A 13,957-nucleotide genomic window follows, 5' to 3' on the forward strand; every position below is an offset into this window, starting at 1 on the left:
GCGAAAATCCGGGGCCGGCGTGAAGCGTCGTCCCCGGGCCCTGTCAGTGGCGGAAGTGGCGCATGCCGGTGAAGACCATGGCGACGCCATGTTCATCGGCCGCGGCAATGACTTCCTCGTCGCGCATCGAGCCACCCGGCTGGATGACGGCGGTAGCGCCGGCCGCGATCGCCGAGAGCAATCCATCGGCGAACGGCAGGAAGGCTTCGGAGGCGACGGCCGAGCCGCGCGTCAATGGCGTTGCCAGACCGAGCGCCTTGGCCGCCTCTTCCGCCTTGATCGCAGCGATACGGGCAGAATCGACGCGGCTCATCTGCCCGGCGCCGATGCCGGCCGTCTGACCGTCCTTGGCGTAGACCACGGCGTTCGACTTCACATGCTTCGCCACCTTGAAGGCAAACTTCATGTCTTCCAGTTCCTGCGCCGTCGGTGCGCGCTTGGTCACCACCTTCAGCTCCAGGTCCTCGACCATGCCGTTGTCGCGGGTCTGGACCAAAAGACCACCGGAGACCGTCTTGGCCGAAAGGCCCGGAATGCGCGGATCGGGCAGGGCGCCGGTGGTCAGCAGCCGCAGGTTCGGCTTGCGGGCGATGATCGTCTTGGCCTCATCGCTGACCTCAGGCGCGATGATGACCTCGGTGAAGAGCTTGACGATCTCTTCGGCCGTTTCCGCATCAAGCAGCTGGTTGAGCGCGATGATGCCGCCGAAGGCCGAGGTGGAATCGCAGGCGAGCGCCCGCCGATAGGCTTCGACCAGCGTCGGGGCCGTGGCCACGCCGCAAGGGTTGGCATGCTTGATGATCGCAACGGCCGGCGCCTTCTCCGGCAGGAACTCGGCCACCAGTTCGAAGGCGGCGTCAGTGTCGTTGATGTTGTTGTAGGAGAGTTGCTTGCCCTGCAGCAGCGTGGCGGTCGCCACGCCCGGACGGTTCTCGCCGGTGACGTAGAAGCCCGCCTTCTGGTGCGGGTTTTCGCCGTAGCGCATCTCTTCCTTCAAGACGCCGCCGAGAACGCGGTGGCGCGGCATCGGCGTGTCGAGCGCCTCGGCAAACCAGTTGGAGATGGCGGCATCATAGGCGGCCGTGCGGGCATAGGCCTTGGCAGCCATCTTCTGGCGGAACGCATAGGTGGTGGCACCCGACGCCAACTCTTCGATGAGGACAGGATAATCAGCCGGATCGGTGACGATGGTGACGTAGGCGTGGTTCTTGGCCGATGCGCGGATCATGGCAGGGCCGCCGATATCGATGTTTTCGACCGTCGTCGGATAGTCGCCGCCCTGCGCACGGACTTCCTCGAAGGGATAGAGGTTGATCACCGCCAGATCGATCGCGGTAATGCCGTGGGCCGACATCGCCGCCTGGTGCTCGGCATCGTCGCGGATCGCCAGCAGGCCGCCGTGGACACCGGGGTGAAGGGTCTTGACCCGGCCGTCCATGACCTCAGGGAAGCCCGTGAGGTCCGAAACGTCGCTGACGGGAAGACCTGCCTGTGCCAGCGCCTTGTGCGTGCCGCCGGTCGAAACCAGGCGCACGCCTTTTTCGTGCAACGCCCGAGCAAGCTCGACGACGCCGGTCTTGTCGGACACGGAGAGGAGAGCGGTCCGGACAGGAACCTCGTTCGGGGCGGGAATTTTCTTGGAGGCGACAGCCATCAACCATGCTCCTTTGGCGGCGCCGGACGCGCGGGGAGGATGCTCCGGCATTGGGATGGCTGCCCGTTAGCATAGCTTGCCGGCCGAAGGAACCTCGGCAAGCGCACATCCTAAAATAAGCTCAGTTTGTGCGCGAGAAGGTCCACTGGATCTCCGGCTGCCTGGCAACCGCAAAGGTGACCGTCAGCTGTGACGAGGCGCGGATGCCCGAGGGATCGGCAAAGAAAATGTCTTCCTCGACCGCCAGTTCGCCGTCCTGGCAGGCAAACAGCCAGACTTCGCCGTCGGGTGCGGTGAGGTAGATCTCGCGGCCGCTGTTCTGGCGAATTGTGACGGCCGGGTGAATGTGGAAGCGGGCGACCGCCACGGCGGTGTTGGTTTCCTCGGGATCGCTGCCGTCGGCACGCGAAAGCCGGTCGCGCCCGCGGATTATCCGGCCACCGTTGAGCACGCCGATGTCGCGCTCGTGTAACAGCCCGAACGATGAGAGATAGCCGTCATGATTGGCCGCGACGGATTCGAGTCGGCCCGGTTCGTCCTTGCGCTCCACGACGACCCGCGAGACGCCGCTGGTCATGATCGGTCCCAGAAACCGTGACTGCGAAAAGCGAGAGGACGACGTGTCGTTGACGGTGACGGTGGAGTGCGCCGCGGTCATCCGCGCCATCTGGCGGAACCGTTCGCCGGCAAACTTCGGCGCGCCCGAATTGATCACGAACCGCGTCTTGCCGGAGGACATTTCGAACGACAGGCAGCCCGCATGGGCGCTGCGCGACAGATCGACCGAAAGCGGCCGACCGGTATCGACGATGACGACGGTGTTTTCGATCGACAGGCGCTCGTAATGGGCAAGCGGCAGCGAGCGGAACGGCTCACCGGCTGTTTCGTCGTAGCGCAGCACCGAGGCCAGTTCATGCGCCAGCACCGAGGTGGCACCGTTGAAGAGCGCCAATTCGCCGCCCTGGTGGCGGAAGAAGCGCAAGGCCGGATACATCCGGTCGATGCAGGGAATGAGGCGTGACGGCACGTCATGCCCGAGATTGACATAGGTCTGGCGCAGCGGCAGCAGGTCGAGCAGCAGCTCCAGGCCGGCGCGCGGACTGCGCGAAAAATGACTGCCATCGGCAAGGATCTGCCGGTCGAGTTCGAAATCGAGGTGACGCGACGCCTTGCGAATGGCCGAGGGCGTCGACGGCATCGAGACCGATGCCATGGCAAGCGCCATCCGGACACGCAGGCGCGCTTCGCCATCTCTGACCGTTTCGGCGATGTGTCGGAGATAACGGACCTGGAAGGCCACGCTTTTCAGGAAACGGCGATAGAAGCCATGCTCCGCATTGCGCAGCACCACCGGCGAGTGCGAGAGCCACGCGATGATGCGTTGGGCAATGACGTCGGCATCCCAGGCAATGCCACCCAAATTACGGCCGTGAGTGGCGATCCAGTCGTCGACGATCTGCCGCAGGCGCACGAAGCCGGCATCCTCGCGGATGGCCCGCAAATGCCGGAGCCAGCCGAACGAATGCAGCCGGACGGCGAATTCAAGCGATGGTAGGTCGATTTCAAACGGCGATTCGCCTTCGGTGTCGAGCACGCGACCGGCCAACGGGTAGCGACCTTCAAGAATTTCCTCGGCCACGAAGGGATCGACAGCCCTGAGGTCCGTTGGCGCCACGATCAGGCGGCTGGGCGTCGAACCGGTAAAGCGCAGCGACGAGACGCGGCCGACCGAAAGCCGGCGCGACACGCGGCGCCAGCCTTCACGCGCATACAGATAGGAAAGCCTTCGCCTGCCGGAAAACACCATCAACGCCCGCCGGTTTCCTCATTCCTGAAGCAAGCCGTGCGAGTTCGTCGAACGGATGCGTCGGCTTCGCGCCAGTATCGATAACGCATGCGCCCCCCCGAAGATCCGTATTCGATTTTCGAGACGCACCATGCGCCGTTTCAAAATGTCAGAGCGTCCTTGTCTGTCCGAACGGTCAGGCGGCGCTCAACGTCAACTCCGTATGGTGCCGGAAAGATCATTAAACTTTTAACAATTATTTCGTCTTTGATAGGCTCGCAGCCTTAAAGCGTCAATTGACACAACAAAACAGCCCGCATCCGAGGCTGTCCGGACGGCAATTCGACTTTTCCAGACTTATTTGCGGCGAATCACTGCGGCGTAGAACCCGTCGAGTCCACCAGCGAAAGGCGGATCGAGCGGGAACATCGACGGGGTCGTGCGCACTTCACCCAGCGGGGTGATCGCATCTTCCAGCCCCGGCCAATCCTTGGCCAGAACCGGAACGCGTTCATAGTCAGCGCCGGCAGCTACCACCCGGGTAACCACTTCCTCGCCTTCACGCGGGTCAAGCGAACAATTGGAGAAGACGACGATACCACCAGGTTTGACCACCGTCAGCGCGTGGCGCAGCAAACGCTCCTGCAGCAGCGCGAGCTTCTCGATGTCCTCCGGCCCCTTGGTCCAAAGCACGTCCGGGTGGCGGCGGGTCGTCCCGGTCGAAGAACAGGGCGCATCGAGCAAGGCGGCATCGAAGAGGTCCTCAGGCCGAAAATCGGCCATGTTGGTTTCCTTCATCTCTGCCTGAAGGCCCAGACGCTCGAGATTGCCCTTCAAGCGGCGCAAGCGGCTTGCGGACTGATCGAACGCCGTGACGTCTGCGCCGGCGAGGATGAGCTGCGCCGTCTTGCCACCGGGGGCAGCGCAGAGATCGACAACGGTCTTTCCGGCAAGCGGTCCGAACAGGCGGGCCGGGATCGATGCGGCCGCATCCTGAACCCACCATTCGCCATCAGAGAATCCGGCTAAGGAAGGGATGGAGCCGGAGAATTCGGCAAGGCGGACAGACCCTGTCGGCAAGACCGTGCCGCCGAGCCGTTCAGCCCAACCATTGGCGTCCGACTTGACCGTCAGGTCGATCGCCGCCGGCGTCAGCTGCGCTTCGGCGATGAGGTCGGCCTGCTCGCGCCCATAACGCTGGACTAGCCTGTCGAAGAACCAATCCGGCATTGCCGGAAGGGTGCGCAGGCTTTCGAGGATCGCGTCTTTTTCGCGCGACAAGCGGCGAAGGACGGCATTCACCAGATTGGCAAACCGGCGGTTACGCGGATCGGCCTGTGCCTGCTCGACGGCAAGGTCGACGGCGGAATGGTCGGGAACGTCAAGGTAGAGGATCTGCGCGGCGGCCACGGCCAGAACATGGTCGAGGGCGCGCGCGCCCTCGGGAAGTGGGGTCTGCAGCATCGAACCGATCGCCGCCTGGATGCGCGGCAGGTGGCGCAGGGCCGAATTGAGAATGGCGCGCACCAGCGCCCGATCGGCCTCGTTCAGTTCGCGGTAGGCGGGATTGCCATGCTCATGATCGAGCATGCCATCGAGCGACGTCTTGCGATCAACAACCGCGCCGAGGATCTTGGCCGCCGCCTGACGCGTGCGCAGACCGGGCTTTTCTGGGCCGCGTTCCTGTTGTGCAGGCCTTTTCGACCTGACCGGCTGCTTGTGCGAGCGGTTTTGTTTCGGACGTGAATCGTTGTTGTTTTCGGCAGACATCAGGACCAGGGACCTTTCGGCGGTTCGGAACCACCGCGACCCCAACCGGTAGAGGGAACAGAGCGCGATTTGCGCACCGGATTATCAGCCCGAACCGGCGACGTCGACCCCATCGACATCTCCTGCGCCATCTGTTGCAGGGCGGCGATCCGGTTTTCAGTGTTCGGATGGGTGGAAAACAGGTTGTCCATGCGCTCGCCGGAGAGCGGATTGATGATGAACATATGCGCGGTCGCCGGATTGCGTTCGGCATCGTCGTTGTGAATCCGGTGTGCGGCACCGGCGATTTTCTGCAAAGCCGAAGCCAGAGCCAATGGCTTGCCGCAGATTTCGGCACCACGGCGATCGGCGGAATATTCGCGCGTGCGGCTGATCGCCATCTGCACCAGCATCGCCGCAATCGGCGCGACGATCATCGCGATCAGGACACCGACAAAGCCCAGAGGATTGTTGTTGTTTTCGCGATTGCCGCTGAACAGGAAGGCGAAATTGCCGAGCATCGAGATCGCGCCGGCAAGTGTCGCCGTCAACGTCATCGTCAGGGTGTCGCGGTTCTGGACGTGCGCCAGTTCATGCGCCATGACACCTGCAACCTCGTCATAGTTAAGGGCCTGAAGCAGGCCGGTGGAGGCAGCGACAGCGGCATTCTCGGGGTTGCGTCCGGTCGCAAAGGCGTTCGGCTGCGGGCTGTCGATCACATAGACCCGCGGCATCGGCAGGCCGGCATTGGCGGCAAGATCGCGCACGATGCCGTAATACTCCGGCGCGCTGCGTTCATCGACTTCCTGCGCACGATACATGCGCAGAACCATGCGGTCGGAATTCCAGTAGGAGAAAAAATTCATGCCCGCCGCCATGACGAAGGCAATCATCATGCCGCCACGTCCACCGATGGCAAAGCCGACCGCCATGAACAGGGCGGTCATCACTGCGAGCAGCATGGCGGTGCGAACGAGGTTCATGATGGGCTCCGGGTCGTCTACGTTTCACGTGAATCAGGGTTTCCGTTGCGGCAACGGCGCCTTATATGATGGGTGCAAATGCCCCGTTCTTCAATACAGATGCACGAATCCGGATACTGGCGAGATGCAGAACGACAACGACAATGCCCCCGACCACCCGAAAAAACCGCTACCGGCCGCTGCCCTGCGCGCGCTGAAAGAAGCCGAGGAACGGCGGCAGGCAGAAGCGGAGAAGGTGCTGCCAACGGAGATCGGCGGCCGCGGCGGCGCCGACCCGGCACGCTTCGGCGACTGGGAAATCAAGGGCCGGGCGATCGATTTCTGAGAGATCTCACCGTTTGAGCTTGTGGAACAGTTTCCTTCTTCCGCTTGCAAGCAGCCAAGGCCTGCCGCAAGCGACGCCTGATTTCGTTCGACACTTTTAATTGGAATCCGGCTCATAAAGTCGAGACGGTGATTTGATCTCCGGCCGCGTTCAAGGCCGCGGTCGGAAGAGAGCATGAATCAAAAAGGGCGGCTGATGCCGCCCTTTTCACTATCTGTCGCTTGTTAAGCTTTGTTCTGCCGGTTGGCGATCAGGTCGTCCACAACCGCCGGATCGGCGAGTGTCGAGGTGTCACCGAGCGCGCCGAAATCGTCCTCGGCGATCTTGCGCAGGATGCGGCGCATGATCTTGCCCGAGCGGGTCTTCGGCAGGCCTGGGGCGAACTGGATTTTGTCCGGTGTGGCGATCGGTCCGATTTCCGAGCGGACGTGCTTGACCAAGGCCTGGCGCAGCTCGTCATTGCCGATTTCGCCGGCCATCAGCGAGACGTAGCAATAGATGCCTTGTCCCTTGATCGGATGCGGATAGCCGACGACGGCGGCTTCCGACACCAGATGGTGCGATACGAGCGCCGATTCGACTTCGGCTGTGCCGAGGCGATGGCCGGAGACGTTGAGCACGTCGTCGACGCGGCCGGTGATCCAGTAGTAACCATCCTCATCGCGGCGGCAGCCGTCACCGGTAAAGTACTTGCCCTTGTAGGTGGCGAAGTACGTCTGGCCGAAACGCGCATGATCGCCATAGATCGTGCGCATTTGACCCGGCCAGCTGTCGGTGATGCAGAGATTGCCGTCGGCCGCCCCTTCGAGCACGTTGCCTTCGTTGTCGACCAGCTGCGGCTGGACGCCGAAGAAGGGCCGCGTTGCCGAACCGGGCTTGAGATCGGTCGCGCCTGGCAGCGGCGTAATCAGGATGCCGCCAGTCTCCGTCTGCCACCAGGTGTCGACGATCGGTGATTTCTGATCGCCGACGACGTTGTAGTACCATTCCCAGGCTTCGGGATTGATCGGCTCGCCAACCGAGCCGAGCAGGCGAAGCGACGAGCGCGAGGCGCGCTTGACGAAATCGTCACCGGCGCCCATCAGCGAGCGGATCGCCGTCGGCGCGGTGTAGAAGACGTTGACCTTGTGCTTGTCGATCACTTCCCAGAAACGGCCGGCGTCGGGGAAATTCGGAACGCCCTCGAACATCACTGTGGTCGCGGCATTGGCGAGCGGACCGTAGACGATGTAGGAATGGCCGGTCACCCAACCCACATCCGCCGTGCACCAGTAGATATCGCCGTCGCGATAGTCGAAGACATATTCGTGGGTCATCGAGGCATAGACGAGGTAACCGCCGGTGGTGTGCAGCACGCCCTTCGGCTTGCCGGTGGAACCAGAGGTGTAGAGGATGAACAGCGGGTCTTCCGCCTTCATCTTCGCCGGCTCGCAATGCGGCTTCACGGTCGCCGTTTCCTGGTGGTACCAGAGGTCGCGGCCCGGCGCCCAGCCGATCTTGCCGCCGGTGCGGCGCACGACCAGCACCTTGTTGACGATCACGTGCTGCTTGGCAGCGATATCGATGGCGGTGTCGGTGTTTTCCTTCAGCGGCACTGGCTTGCCGCCGCGCACGCCCTCGTCACAGGTGATGACGAACGTGGATTCACAATCGACGATGCGACCTGCGAGCGCGTCAGGCGAGAAGCCGCCGAAGACGACCGAATGAATCGCGCCGATGCGGGCGCAGGCAAGCATCGCATAGGATGCTTCAGGGATCATCGGCATGTAGATGGTGACGCGATCGCCCTTCTTGACGCCATGCTTCTTCAGCACGTTGGCCAGACGACAAACCTGCTCGTAGAGCTGGTTGTAGGTGATCTTCTTGTCGATATAGGGGTTGTCGCCTTCCCAGATGATCGCCGTCTTTTCACCGTGCGTCTTCAGGTGGCGGTCGATGCAGTTGTAGGAGACGTTGGTCAGCCCATCCTCGTACCACTTGATCGAGACCTTGCCCTTGAAAGAGGTGTTCTTGACCTTGGTATAGGGCTTGAACCAGTCGATCCGTTTGCCGTGCTTGCCCCAGAACTTGGCCGGGTCGGAGATGCTCTCCTCATACCACTTCAGATAGGTCGTGTTGTCGAGCAGCGTCCGGCTCTTGGCAGACTTCAACACCGGATAGATCTTGGCGGACATTCTTTCCTCCCTGCGCATTCCTGTCTGGGGTTCTCACTCCCGGAGACCCCGCCTCGGCGACGATACATAGCAGGTCAAAGCCAAGCCGCAATTAGACAAAAGGACATTTGGAACTGGAGAATTGCAATTTTGAGACAACGACGCTATAGAGGCGCTCAATTCCCGGAAATCAGTGGTAGACTCCACGGCCCGCGACACCGGCGCGGCGGACAAAAGGACTATATCCATGGCTCAGCAACTGCTTATGCCCAAGGCAACAGCCGTCTGGCTCGTTGACAATACCGCACTGTCGTTCGAACAGATTGCCACGTTTTGCAAGCTGCATCCGCTCGAAGTGAAGGCGATTGCCGACGGTGAATCGGCGCAGGGCATCAAGGGTCTAGATCCAATCGCAACCGGCCAGCTTTCGCGCGACGAGATCGCCCGCGCCGAGGGAAATCCGAACCATAAGCTGAAGCTGTCCGAGCCGAAAGTTCGCGTTCCCGATAGCAAGCGCAAAGGCCCGCGCTACACGCCGGTCTCCAAGCGCCAGGATCGCCCGAACGCCATTCTCTGGCTGGTTCGCAACCATCCCGAGCTGAAGGACGCGCAGATTTCCCGCCTCGTCGGCACCACCAAGTCGACGATCGAGCAGATCCGCGAACGCACCCACTGGAACTCGACGAACCTGACGCCGATGGACCCGGTCACGCTGGGCCTGTGCTCGCAGATCGATCTCGACCTCGAGGTCGAACGCGCCGCCAAGGGCCGCCCGCTGCCGACAGCCGCCGAACTCGGCGCGACGCTGGAAGCCGCCCAGGAGACCGAAAAGCTCAACTTCAGCTACGAGCGCGAAGAAGAGAAGGAAATCGACGCCGATGCCGTCTTCGCCAAGCTCAAGTCGCTGAAGTCGGATCGCAAGGACGAGGACGAAGACGATCAGTACTGATCGCCTCCTGTCATGAGCTGACGAAAAGCCCGGATCGCTCGATCCGGGCTTTTTTTGTTTTCAGTAGGCCGAACCGGACTGATCCCTGAGATTATGGCGCTCGGTGCCCTGTAGCGGCGGGTTGAAGATGCTGATCAGGATCAGATCCTCGTCCTTTCCGCCCCGCAGAAAATGCTTGTCGTGCTGGTCGAGCACGTAGATGTCGCCCTGTCGGATCGGAAAGACATTGCCCTGCATGTCCTCCACCTCGCCGTTCCCGGCGATGCAATAACAGGCTTCCAGATGGTTGCGATACTCCAGCAACGAGACGGTGTTGGCACGAACGACGGTATGGCAGACCGTAAAGCCCATTCCATCCCTTTCGGTCAGCAACCGATGGCTGGTACCGCTTCCCCATTCGACGAAATGATCGGTGGCCTCGATATCCTGCAGACTGCGTACGAACATATGCTATGCCCTCCTATGAGAAATTTTTGCATCGCGGGCGTCGAAATGCGCATTCGCTATGCTTGACCCCTTATCTCGCTTGGTGTCCTCGTCGACAAACGACGATTTCTCGGGCGATAGTTGAGGAGAAATTACAGATGCTCCCGCCGCTTGGCATGCTTCGCGCATTCGAAGCCGCCGCCCGTCTCGCCAGCTTCTCGCGCGCCGCCGACGAGCTTCACGTCACGCACGCCGCGGTCAGCCACCAGATCCGGTTGCTTGAGGAATGGTTCGGCAGGCCGCTGTTTCGGCGGGAGAAACGCGGCGTCCGTCTCCTTCCTGACGCCGAGCGGCTGGCGGATGCCTTGACGTCGTGCTTTGCCCGGATCGCAACAGAAACGGACATGCTGCGGGCAAACGCCAAGTCGGCGATCACCGTCGCCTGCATCCCGTCGATCGCCACGCGGTGGCTTATACCGGCGCTCAACGAATTTCTCGAACAGCACGCTGATATCGACGTGAAGGTGATCTATGCGATGGCCGAGCAACGACTTCGGGAAACGGGCTGCGATGTCTTGATAACCCTTGGCGCCGACGGGTCGGACGGCGTGCAGAACGACCGCCTGTTTTCACGGGCGAACCGTCCGGTTGCCAGTCCGCGCTACATAGAGCGCAAGGGCGCGCTCGACACCGCAGACGCGATTGCAGCTGCCGACCTGCTCCACGATGAAACGGCGACCCGTTGGCGTGACTGGTTTGCCAAGACCGGCCAGCCCATGACCGGCCCGCCCCGCGGCCCCGTCTTTCAAGACTTCAACCTGCTGGCAACAGCCGTGATTGCCGGCCACGGCGTTGCGCTTTGCCCGGTCGAGGTCTTCCGCCGCGAGATCGACGGGGGTGATCTCATCATCCTCTCGACGGTCGCGACGCTTGAAGACGAAAGCTATTTTCTCATCACCAGAAACGCGCGTGGAAAAGCGGTCGCCGCGTTCAGCGCGTGGTTCAGTTCCGTCGTTGCGCGATCGACCGCACCCGACAGCGACATGCGCTGATGTTGCGACACGCAATCAGATACCGATGCCCTTGGCATGGAGCACGGCGGCGATCTCGTCGAGAATCGCCGGGTCGTCGATCGTCGCCGGCATCTTCCATGGCTGGCGATCGGCTATCTTCTGGATCGTCGCCCGCAGGATCTTTCCGGATCGGGTCTTCGGTAGCCGTTTGACACACATCGCCGTGCGGAACGCAGCGACCGGGCCGATGCGATCACGCACGAGGCTGATGACCTCCCGCTCGATCTCGGACGTTTCCCGTGAAACATTCGAGTTGATGACGAGAAATCCGGCCGGGATCTGCCCCTTCAGTTCGTCGGCGATGCCGATGACTGCGCACTCCGCCACATCCGGGTGGCTGGCGCACACTTCCTCCATGGCGCCCGTCGACAGCCTGTGGCCGGCGACATTGATGATGTCGTCGGTACGCGCCATGATGAACACATAGCCGTCATCGTCGAGATAGCCGGCATCGGCCGTCTTGTAGTAGCCGGGAAATTCGTCGAGATAGGCGGCGCGAAAGCGATGGTCGGCGTTCCACAGGGTCGGCAGGCACCCTGGGGGCAGGGGCAGCTTGACCACAACATTGCCCAGTGTTCCCGCTTCGACCGGGTGACCGGCATCGTCGAGAATCTGGACATCGTAGCCGGGTAATGGAACGGCAGGAGAGCCATACTTTACCGGTAGAAGCCCGAGCCCGAGCGGATTGCCCGCGACCGGCCATCCCGTTTCCGTCTGCCACCAATGGTCGATGACAGGAACACCCAGAGCCCTCTCGGCCCAGCGGATCGTATCGGGATCGGCGCGCTCGCCAGCAAGGAACAACGCACGAAAGCCCGAGATATCATATTTCGACACCAACGCGGCGTCGGGATCTTCCTTGCGAATGGCGCGCAACGCCGTCGGCGCCGTGAACATCACGGCCACGCCATGCTCCGCTATGATTCGCCAGTAGGTGCCCGGATCCGGCGTGCCGACGGGTTTGCCCTCGAACAGGACCGAGGTGTTGCCGTTGAGAAGAGGGCCGTAGACGATAAACGAATGCCCGACGACCCAGCCGATGTCGGACGCGGCCCAGAAGACCTCGCCGGGCTGAACGCCGAAGAAATTCGGCATCGACCACTTGAGTGCGACCATGTGGCCGCCATTGTCGCGCACCACACCCTTCGGCTGGCCGGTGGTGCCGGACGTATAGAGCACATAAAGCGGGTCGTTGGACGCAACCGGCGTGCAGCCAACTTCATCGCCAGCGTCCTTTGCCGCTGACAGGGCCGCGGCATAGTCGACATCGCGCACCGGCGTCATCTCCGCCTTGAGCATGTCACGCTGGTAGATCAGGCAATGCGCCGGCTTGTGCTCAGCGATTGTCACCGCCGCATCCAGCAGCGGTTTATAGGCAACCGTCCGGCCAGGCTCGATGCCGCAGCTCGCGGAAACGACGAGCTTGGCCCGGCAGTCATCGATGCGCACGGCAAGTTCATTGGCGGCAAAGCCGCCAAACACCACCGAGTGCACGGCGCCGATGCGCGCGGCAGCAAGCATCGCCACCGCTGCCTGCGGGATCATCGGCATGTAGATGATGATGCGGTCGCCCTTGTCGACGCCGAGCTTGCGGTAGACGGCGGCCAGCGCCTTGACGTCGTCAAGCAGCGCTCCATAGGAGATGCGCTCGATGCTGGACGTAACCGGGCTGTCGTAGATAAAGGCGATCTGCTCGCCACGGCCCGATTCGACATGTCGGTCGAGACAGTTGTAGCAGCTGTTGGTCAACCCACCGGGAAACCAGTGGCCATAGATGCCCCGTTCGGTGTCGAAGACCCGCTCCGGCTTCTCGAACCAGTCGATCGCCTCAGCCGCCTCTGACCAGAACCCCTCCGGATCCGTCTTCCACGCGCCGTACACTTCGGAATAGCGGCTCGCCATATCCGTTCTCCTCCCAATGCATGCCAGGCAATGCCCGGCCTCCTCATGCACAAGGATAGGCTAATGAGAACGAAGGTGAACCCCGACGAAAGCGTAATGCGGCGTTTTGGTATCAGCGCGAGCCGAAGATCGCCGAGCCGACGCGCACGCTGGTGGCGCCGAACTGCACCGCCGTCTCGAAATCGCCGGACATGCCCATCGAAAGCCGGTCGAGTTTGCACTCGCGGCCAAGCTTCGCCAGCAGCGCAAAATGCGGGCCGGGATTCTCCTCGACCGGCGGAATGCACATCAGCCCTTCGATCGCCATATCGAGTTCCTCGCGGCAGAAGGTCACGAACGCAACGGTGTCCTTCGGCGCAATACCCGCCTTCTGCGGTTCCAGCCCGGTGTTGACCTGGATGTAGAGACGAAGTGTCCTTTCCTGACGCTTCATTTCCGCCGATATCGCCCGGGCGATCTTCTCGCGGTCGACAGTCTCGATGACGTCAAAAAGGGCAACGGCTTCGGCCGCCTTGTTGGACTGCAACGGCCCGATCAGATGCAGCACCAGATCCGGCGTCTCGCCCTTCAGCAACGGCCACTTGCCCTGGGCTTCCTGCACGCGGTTCTCGCCGAACACGCGCTGGCCGGCCTCGATCACCGGACGGATCGCATCCGCGTCGAATGTCTTGGAGACGGCAACGAGGCTGACGGCATGCTTCGGGCGCTTTGCCGCCTTCTCCGCCGCGTGAATCCGGCTCACGACATCCTGCAACCGCTCTTGAACTTCCATGGACCTGTTCTCCGACATGACGACCTTTCGGACGATGACTTAGCGGATTAGGCAAACTTGCGCGCCTTGCCAAGGCCATCGCCGCGCGCGCCGGCTCAAATCCGCCAAAGTGTCGCGCCAAACCCTTCGAAAACTTGACCATCAAGCGGTTTCATGATGAAGGTCACCCCAACTATCATGAGGGC

11 protein-coding genes are annotated in these 13,957 nt (G+C 62.1%); 3 read left to right on the forward strand and 8 right to left on the reverse strand.

Going from position 1 to position 13,957, the window contains the following annotated elements:
- Positions 1 to 43: 43 nt before the first annotated feature.
- The 4 genes from purH to htpX form a co-directional block, all read right to left on the reverse strand.
- Positions 44 to 1,654, reverse strand: a complete 1,611-nt coding sequence (gene purH / locus AC1Q80_RS19405; RefSeq protein WP_492361485.1) for a bifunctional phosphoribosylaminoimidazolecarboxamide formyltransferase/IMP cyclohydrolase — start codon at positions 1,652 to 1,654, stop codon at positions 44 to 46.
- A gap of 121 nt (positions 1,655 to 1,775) precedes the next feature.
- Positions 1,776 to 3,461 carry a heparinase II/III family protein gene (locus tag AC1Q80_RS19410; RefSeq protein ID WP_492361518.1) on the reverse strand — a complete coding sequence of 562 codons (1,686 nt, stop codon included), beginning with the start codon at positions 3,459 to 3,461 and terminating at the stop codon, positions 1,776 to 1,778.
- A 336-nt stretch (positions 3,462 to 3,797) separates the two neighbouring features.
- Positions 3,798 to 5,210, reverse strand: coding sequence for an RsmB/NOP family class I SAM-dependent RNA methyltransferase (locus AC1Q80_RS19415; RefSeq protein ID WP_492361486.1), 1,413 nt, complete (start codon positions 5,208 to 5,210; stop codon positions 3,798 to 3,800).
- Positions 5,210 to 6,172, reverse strand: coding sequence for a zinc metalloprotease HtpX (htpX, locus tag AC1Q80_RS19420; protein ID WP_492361487.1), 963 nt, complete (start codon positions 6,170 to 6,172; stop codon positions 5,210 to 5,212). Before htpX ends, AC1Q80_RS19415 begins: the two co-directional genes overlap by 1 nt.
- Before the next feature lie 124 nt (positions 6,173 to 6,296).
- Here htpX and AC1Q80_RS19425 point away from each other — a divergent pair, with 124 nt between their 5' ends.
- Positions 6,297 to 6,497, forward strand: coding sequence for a DUF1674 domain-containing protein (locus tag AC1Q80_RS19425; RefSeq protein ID WP_492361488.1), 201 nt, complete (start codon positions 6,297 to 6,299; stop codon positions 6,495 to 6,497).
- 224 nt (positions 6,498 to 6,721) lie between these two features.
- On the opposite strand, the gene acs is transcribed toward AC1Q80_RS19425, so the two are convergent.
- Entirely contained in the window at positions 6,722 to 8,671 is a 1,950-nt protein-coding gene (acs, locus tag AC1Q80_RS19430) for an acetate--CoA ligase (RefSeq protein WP_173418445.1), read from the reverse strand.
- 226 nt (positions 8,672 to 8,897) lie between these two features.
- On the opposite strand from acs, the gene AC1Q80_RS19435 reads away from it, so the two are divergent.
- Positions 8,898 to 9,599: a DUF1013 domain-containing protein gene (locus AC1Q80_RS19435; protein ID WP_112810452.1), complete on the forward strand. Its 702-nt coding sequence runs from the start codon at positions 8,898 to 8,900 to the stop codon at positions 9,597 to 9,599.
- 60 nt (positions 9,600 to 9,659) lie between these two features.
- Here the strand turns inward: AC1Q80_RS19435 and AC1Q80_RS19440 are convergent, their stop codons facing one another.
- A complete protein-coding gene (locus AC1Q80_RS19440; protein WP_209790349.1) occupies positions 9,660 to 10,046 on the reverse strand; it encodes an ectoine synthase in 387 nt (128 codons plus the stop codon).
- A 137-nt stretch (positions 10,047 to 10,183) separates the two neighbouring features.
- Between AC1Q80_RS19440 and AC1Q80_RS19445 the strand changes: the two genes are divergently transcribed.
- The gene (locus tag AC1Q80_RS19445) at positions 10,184 to 11,077 is read left to right on the forward strand and encodes a LysR substrate-binding domain-containing protein (protein WP_492361489.1); all 894 of its coding nucleotides are present in this window, start codon (positions 10,184 to 10,186) and stop codon (positions 11,075 to 11,077) included.
- A gap of 15 nt (positions 11,078 to 11,092) precedes the next feature.
- Here AC1Q80_RS19445 and AC1Q80_RS19450 read toward each other — a convergent pair whose 3' ends face one another.
- Both AC1Q80_RS19450 and AC1Q80_RS19455 read right to left on the reverse strand, forming a co-directional pair.
- Positions 11,093 to 13,000, reverse strand: coding sequence for an AMP-binding protein (locus AC1Q80_RS19450; RefSeq protein ID WP_492361490.1), 1,908 nt, complete (start codon positions 12,998 to 13,000; stop codon positions 11,093 to 11,095).
- Between the two features lie 112 nt (positions 13,001 to 13,112).
- Positions 13,113 to 13,772, reverse strand: coding sequence for a YggS family pyridoxal phosphate-dependent enzyme (locus AC1Q80_RS19455; protein ID WP_209790346.1), 660 nt, complete (start codon positions 13,770 to 13,772; stop codon positions 13,113 to 13,115).
- Positions 13,773 to 13,957 lie beyond the last annotated feature (185 nt).

This window comes from Ensifer sp. GW823-FHT05D09 (genome assembly GCF_058795755.1).

What these genes read in the sequence shown, in the direction of transcription:
- AC1Q80_RS19415 (WP_492361486.1), bottom strand. Translation starts at nt 5,210, where the DNA reads ATGTCTGCCGAAAACAACAACGATTCACGTCCGAAACAAAACCGCTCG.
- AC1Q80_RS19435 (WP_112810452.1), top strand. Translation starts at nt 8,898, where the DNA reads ATGGCTCAGCAACTGCTTATGCCCAAGGCAACAGCCGTCTGGCTCGTT.
- AC1Q80_RS19445 (WP_492361489.1), top strand. Translation starts at nt 10,184, where the DNA reads ATGCTCCCGCCGCTTGGCATGCTTCGCGCATTCGAAGCCGCCGCCCGT.
- AC1Q80_RS19410 (WP_492361518.1), bottom strand. Translation starts at nt 3,461, where the DNA reads ATGGTGTTTTCCGGCAGGCGAAGGCTTTCCTATCTGTATGCGCGTGAA.
- AC1Q80_RS19425 (WP_492361488.1), top strand. Translation starts at nt 6,297, where the DNA reads ATGCAGAACGACAACGACAATGCCCCCGACCACCCGAAAAAACCGCTA.
- htpX (WP_492361487.1), bottom strand. Translation starts at nt 6,172, where the DNA reads ATGAACCTCGTTCGCACCGCCATGCTGCTCGCAGTGATGACCGCCCTG.
- acs (WP_173418445.1), bottom strand. Translation starts at nt 8,671, where the DNA reads ATGTCCGCCAAGATCTATCCGGTGTTGAAGTCTGCCAAGAGCCGGACG.
- AC1Q80_RS19455 (WP_209790346.1), bottom strand. Translation starts at nt 13,772, where the DNA reads ATGGAAGTTCAAGAGCGGTTGCAGGATGTCGTGAGCCGGATTCACGCG.
- AC1Q80_RS19450 (WP_492361490.1), bottom strand. Translation starts at nt 13,000, where the DNA reads ATGGCGAGCCGCTATTCCGAAGTGTACGGCGCGTGGAAGACGGATCCG.
- purH (WP_492361485.1), bottom strand. Translation starts at nt 1,654, where the DNA reads ATGGCTGTCGCCTCCAAGAAAATTCCCGCCCCGAACGAGGTTCCTGTC.
- AC1Q80_RS19440 (WP_209790349.1), bottom strand. Translation starts at nt 10,046, where the DNA reads ATGTTCGTACGCAGTCTGCAGGATATCGAGGCCACCGATCATTTCGTC.